This is a genomic window from uncultured Ruminococcus sp., assembly GCF_946415235.1.
GTDB lineage: Bacteria > Bacillota > Clostridia > Oscillospirales > Ruminococcaceae > Ruminococcus.
Map to the genome: position 1 here is coordinate 1 of NZ_CAMKRR010000152.1, position 5,206 is coordinate 5,206.

General features: G+C 38.7%; 3 protein-coding genes. 1 reads left to right on the top strand and 2 read right to left on the bottom strand.

Annotation, left to right across the window (positions count from 1 at the left end; all coding sequences use genetic code 11):
- Window positions 1–179: 179 nt before the first annotated feature.
- On the bottom strand, window positions 180–3,638 hold the full coding sequence (locus Q0R37_RS15115; protein WP_294755410.1) for a leucine-rich repeat protein: 3,459 nt from the start codon (window positions 3,636–3,638) through the stop codon (window positions 180–182).
- Window positions 3,639–4,204: 566 nt separating this feature from the next.
- Here Q0R37_RS15115 and Q0R37_RS15120 point away from each other — a divergent pair.
- Window positions 4,205–4,498, top strand: a complete 294-nt coding sequence (locus Q0R37_RS15120; protein ID WP_294755411.1) for a hypothetical protein — start codon at window positions 4,205–4,207, stop codon at window positions 4,496–4,498.
- Window positions 4,499–4,591: 93 nt separating this feature from the next.
- Here Q0R37_RS15120 and Q0R37_RS15125 read toward each other — a convergent pair whose 3' ends face one another.
- Window positions 4,592–4,816: a transposase gene (locus tag Q0R37_RS15125; protein WP_294755412.1), complete on the bottom strand. Its 225-nt coding sequence runs from the start codon at window positions 4,814–4,816 to the stop codon at window positions 4,592–4,594.
- Window positions 4,817–5,206 lie beyond the last annotated feature (390 nt).

The window sequence follows — 5,206 nt, forward strand, 5'->3', positions numbered from 1 at the left end:
CACCGCCTTCTTTTTTATCATATCATGAACACGTGAAAAAGTCCAGCTTTCGGCTGGACTTTTTTGACAAGCTGAAGGGTCGGCATTATGCCGACCCTTGTGTGGATAATACGGTTGCTTATCTTTTATGATATTTTCGATTAGCGGTTATTAACTGTTCTGCCAAAGCACTTTAACACTTATGAAAGGCTGCTTACGGATTTAAGCAGATACTTCTGTATTTGAAGTGCATCGTATGTTGTAACGCCGCTGCCTCTTTCATATACATCTGCATTATCCAGGCCCTGTGAGGTTATGTGCTTGCTGTCAGTACCATTTACACCATATTTGTCAGGATTTGCAAGAGACTGCATTATAAGAACAGCATCTGACAGATCGACTTCCTTATCGCAGTTTGCGTCTCCGGGGAGGAGATTGCCGTTTCCTGACTTGGAAGTAGTCTTTGATGTGGTCGTTGTGGTAGTCTTGGTCGTAGTTGTAGTAGTTTTAGTGGTCGTAGTGGTTGTTGTTATTGCTGTGGGATCATATGTATCCGCATCATAGAACTTTATGTTGTTTGATTTAGCATAGTTCTCGACCTTGGAACCTGTATCGCCAAGGAGTATAAAGTCAGGATCTGCTTTACCGTTTTTGAAGCCGACACATTTGGTTCCCATAGTCGGATCGCCCTTGATCGTAAGCTGTTTGAGTGCGGTACAGTTAGCAAAAGCATTTGCACCGAGGCTTGTAAGGCCGTTGAATTCCACATTAGTGAGTGTAAAACAGCCGTCAAATGCGTTAGTTCCGATAGTGCTTACATTCAATACAGCGTCTGTAAGAGCTGAACAGTTATTGAACGCCTTGGAATCTATCTTGGACGCAGTTACATCAACAGATTTAAGAGCACTGCAGTTAGCGAATGCACTTGCATTAACAGTCTGAGCATTGTTAAGCTTTACGCTTGTGAGGCCCGCGCTGTCGAATGCGTTTGCGCCGATATTGTTCATATTCTCAATTCCTATTTCCTTGAGTGATGAACACTTTGCAAATGCGCTCTTGGGGATCTCTTCTATAGTATCCTTTAATTTTACATCACTGAGGCTCGTACAGCCTGAGAATATGCTTGCCGTGAGCATTCCGACTTCCGCCTCGGGGATAGAAGCGCAGTTTTCAAAAATTGATACGCCCTTTAGAACGGTTTTCTGATTAGCGGGGAATACCTTGAGAGCCTTACAGTTCCTGAAAGCATACTGATTTATTTCGTCTGCGATAATGCTCTTTGAAGTATCGTTCATGTCAGCAACTATAGCAAGCTTTGTATCTCCGTCAAATGCGCTTTCCTTGATATTCTTGGCATTCGTAGTCAGCTTTTCAAGCAGAGGACAATTCTTGTACATACTTGCGGTTATTATACTGCCCTGATATTTAGCTTCTTTAAGCTTCGGACAATTTGTAAATATACCGTCACCTATGGAGAATTTAGCTGCGTTGTCTGATGTGATAGATGCGTATGTAAGGTTTTCACAGTCAGCAAAGGCGCTGCTGCCGATAACAACTGTACCGCCTTCCATGCCATCAATATTAACAGATGTAACGCCGCTGTTTTTGAATGCGTTTTTGCCTACTGTTGAAATTGTACTGTCGACCTTGAATACAAGCTTCGGGCAGTTAAGGAAAGCATTATCACCATAATCATTAGCATTAAGAGTGGGTGATACTTCTTCACCTTTATCATTGACAACTTTTGGTGAGATTCTTGTGAGAGATTTACAATTTGAAAATGCGTCGTTTTCAACGATACGGATATCCTCAAATGTCATTTCCTTGAGAGCTTCACAGCCTGAGAATGTTTTTGTACTAACTACGGTTACCTTTGAGAAGTCTCCTACTATTTCAGCAAGCTTGGTACAGCCATTAAAGAAGCCGTTAGGAGTCTTGAAAGGGAAGTTTTCGAGGAAAGTAGAATCAATCGTTATCTTTACGGCAGAACTGCAGTTCTGGAAAATATATCCGTCAGAAGTATTGGATTTTGTAACTATAGCATTACCATATTGATTTGAAAGCAAAGTTATCTCTTTCATTGAACTACAGCCGTCAAGAGCATTATTTCCTACTATCTCACATTTTCCTGCTTTAAAAGATGTCATAGATTTACAGTTTTTGAAGCTGTTTTGGAAAATGTACTGTGATGAAGGAATATTGACAGTTACAAGAGAGGTACAATCCGAGAAAGCGCTGCCAGTGCCTGTCAAGGCTGGTTTTTCATACTTTTCGCCTATTTTGCCTTCTGTTCCACCTATAAATTTAGCAGCAGGGAAGTTAGCGCTTGCGAGCTTGGTGCAGCCTGAATATGCAGCTGAATCAATTATGGTAGCGTTTTCAAACTTAGCACTTAAAAGACTTGTACACTTACAGAATGCGCTGTCTCCTATCATATTGATATTGCTTCCGCCTGAATGTTTGTTAAAATCTATAGTGGTAAATGCAGTACATCCATTGAATGTACTTGCAGGTATTATGGTTAATGCTTCGGGAAGAGTACAGCTTTCAAGAGTAGTACAGTTTTTAAAAACACCTGTACCTAAACCGTGTCCTTGTGTTTTTTTCTCATCTGTATATACCCAATCTTTTATTGTCTCGGGAATACCTGATATTTCCTTGATCGAAGTACATCCAGAAAAACATTCAGTACCAATGGTATTGATAACATTGTTGAATTGTATATCTGTAAGGGAAGTACAACTTCTAAAGGCAGATGTTTTTAATGATATAACATTTTCAGGCAAAGCAACTTTTTTTATGGATTTGCAGCCTTCATAGGCACTTTCGCCTACTGTAAGCTCCTCATATCCGCTTACATCATCTCCATAGCCGTAGCCTGACATGAAAAGCGGAGCAGGAATTGAAGAATTTTTAAAAGCAGACTTGCTAATTGTGCGAATTAATTCGGGATGTTCAAATGTCAGTTTTGTAAGAGGTGTTCCCATGCAGAATTCTATTGGAATAACAGGCAATTCATTCAAAACAGTAAGGGTTTTCAGTCCGCTGTTAGCAAAAGTGCTTTTTCCAATATACTTTACTGTCTTTGGTATTTCAATTTCAGTTATATATGCACATTTACCGAATGCATTTTCATCTATATATTCCACGCCATCAAGATTGATTTTCTTGAGGTAAGAATTTGCAAATGAATTTTTTGCAAGATAGTGAACTTTTTGATCTTTTAATTTGATTTTTGAGGTTTCTATGGCAGATTGTATATTGTCAGGAATATTAACATCTGTGGTCAAGTCTACATCTATGACATTTTCATTTGCTGCGTAGATACCTATAATACATTCATCAATAGCTAGAGGAGCTTCCTCCTTTGGGTCAAGGGGATTTATTCTAATTTTATATATTCCGTATGTAAACTTTTCGTCCTCAGACTTCCATTTATTGCTTACAAGAGAAAATGAGGTTGAATATCTTTGGGTATCTGCATATGCATAATTGTAGTCTCCTGCATTTATTCCCGGGTCGGGAACTTCGGTCTGATTTGAAGCTGCGTTAGCTTCCATTATAATAGAGCTGCTTTCGCCCCCCGATGGCAGCCAGCTTCCGTTTAGCGGACTAAGAACGCATAGTAACGCTAAAATACCTGCAATTGTTTTTTTCATAGACATATCCTCCTTATTAATAATCTATTTCTACAAAGTGTTATACTGAACGCGTATCACTTTATATTCATATTATACAATGATTGTATAGAAAAATCAATATTTATTTGTGCCAGAAGTATAATTTTGTAGTGTTTGTAGAAAGAAGCGGGTTCGATTTGTGGGCTTCGGCAAACAGCAGAAGCACCTAAATTATACATATAGTAGATAATATAGTGATAGGATAGAATCAGTAATAAAAGTTTGAACTTTTTTATAAGCTTTTGTGTCTAAAATATGTTTTTATATTTGCCTTTGAGAGAGCTAACGTTTAAAAAAGTAACGAACCGTTGTTTTTAGCAGCAGTTTATGTAAAGGCAGTCTTTGTATATATCTGACTAAATACCAGTAAAAAGTTTGTTGATAATTTTTAGAAAATATACCAAAATAATTTAAAATGTGTTATAATAATTATAAGGAACAGACATTGTTTTCTCCTTACGGGGAAGCTGACAGAGAAAACAGTGTTCTGATCTTTATAACAGCCGTATGATGAGAACTTGTTTTTTGAAAGGAGTTGATCTTCTGTGGTAAGAGGTTTAGGAGTATATGCACCTATGGCTTTGCTTCCCGACGTAATAATTGAGAAGCTGCGCGAGAAATACGATCCCGACATATATAGAACAAGTATAATGATTATGAAGCTTGTCGGCGGAGGTGTGATAAAATACAGGTTCTGGATAGATACAAGTCCCGATCTGTCAGCTCCGCGTACATCTGCCATGGTAGATGTACCGGCTGACGAGCTCACTGAAGGGGAACAGGCTGTAATTGATACAGTACTGAAAATAGGTGCGGTATCGGCCATGAAAAAGATATAGTTAAAGTAAAAAGCTGCGTAGGATAACCTACGCAGCTTTCAGCTTGTCAATAAACCCCAAAATCATGACAGAAATCAACGAAAACGCTCTCCATCAAGCAACGTGGAGAGCGAATTTTTTGATATTCATTGCAGCAAACTTAAGCCTGACCCATTTGCGTACTTGGGAGAGGCCTCTGACGAGTGTGTAACGCATACCATGTTTTTCTTTGGCATCTGCGAAGCAGCGCTCGATCGTTTCTTTTCTCTTGTCATAGAGTTCCCGCATTCCGGTCGTATGACGGATATCTTCTGTTTGCTCCATATAATCAGACCAGATATTTTGAGTATGCGACTGTCATTTCATTATTATTGTGGGCAACTATTGGTCAACAAAGTTATTGTTGTCTGCCAAAAGTTGCCCTAAATGGTTAAAGAACAACTTAGTTATTTCGCAATATACCATTATTTTCACAATATTGCCATACATTACAAAACAATAAATTTTAATTACAGGTTATCATAATTCTACGCCTTTGTCAATGTTTTTTCAGGCAGATCTCTGATCTGTCTTTTCGTTATGCCATTTTGGTGTAAGTAATAGCAGGAGTTCGTTCGCTTACATACAAACATACTCCTGCTTCTTTATCGTTTTCAGTTAGCTTAATGACATTAAGCCGAAAGCTGGACTTTTTCACGTGTTCATGATATGATAAAAAAGAAGGCGGTG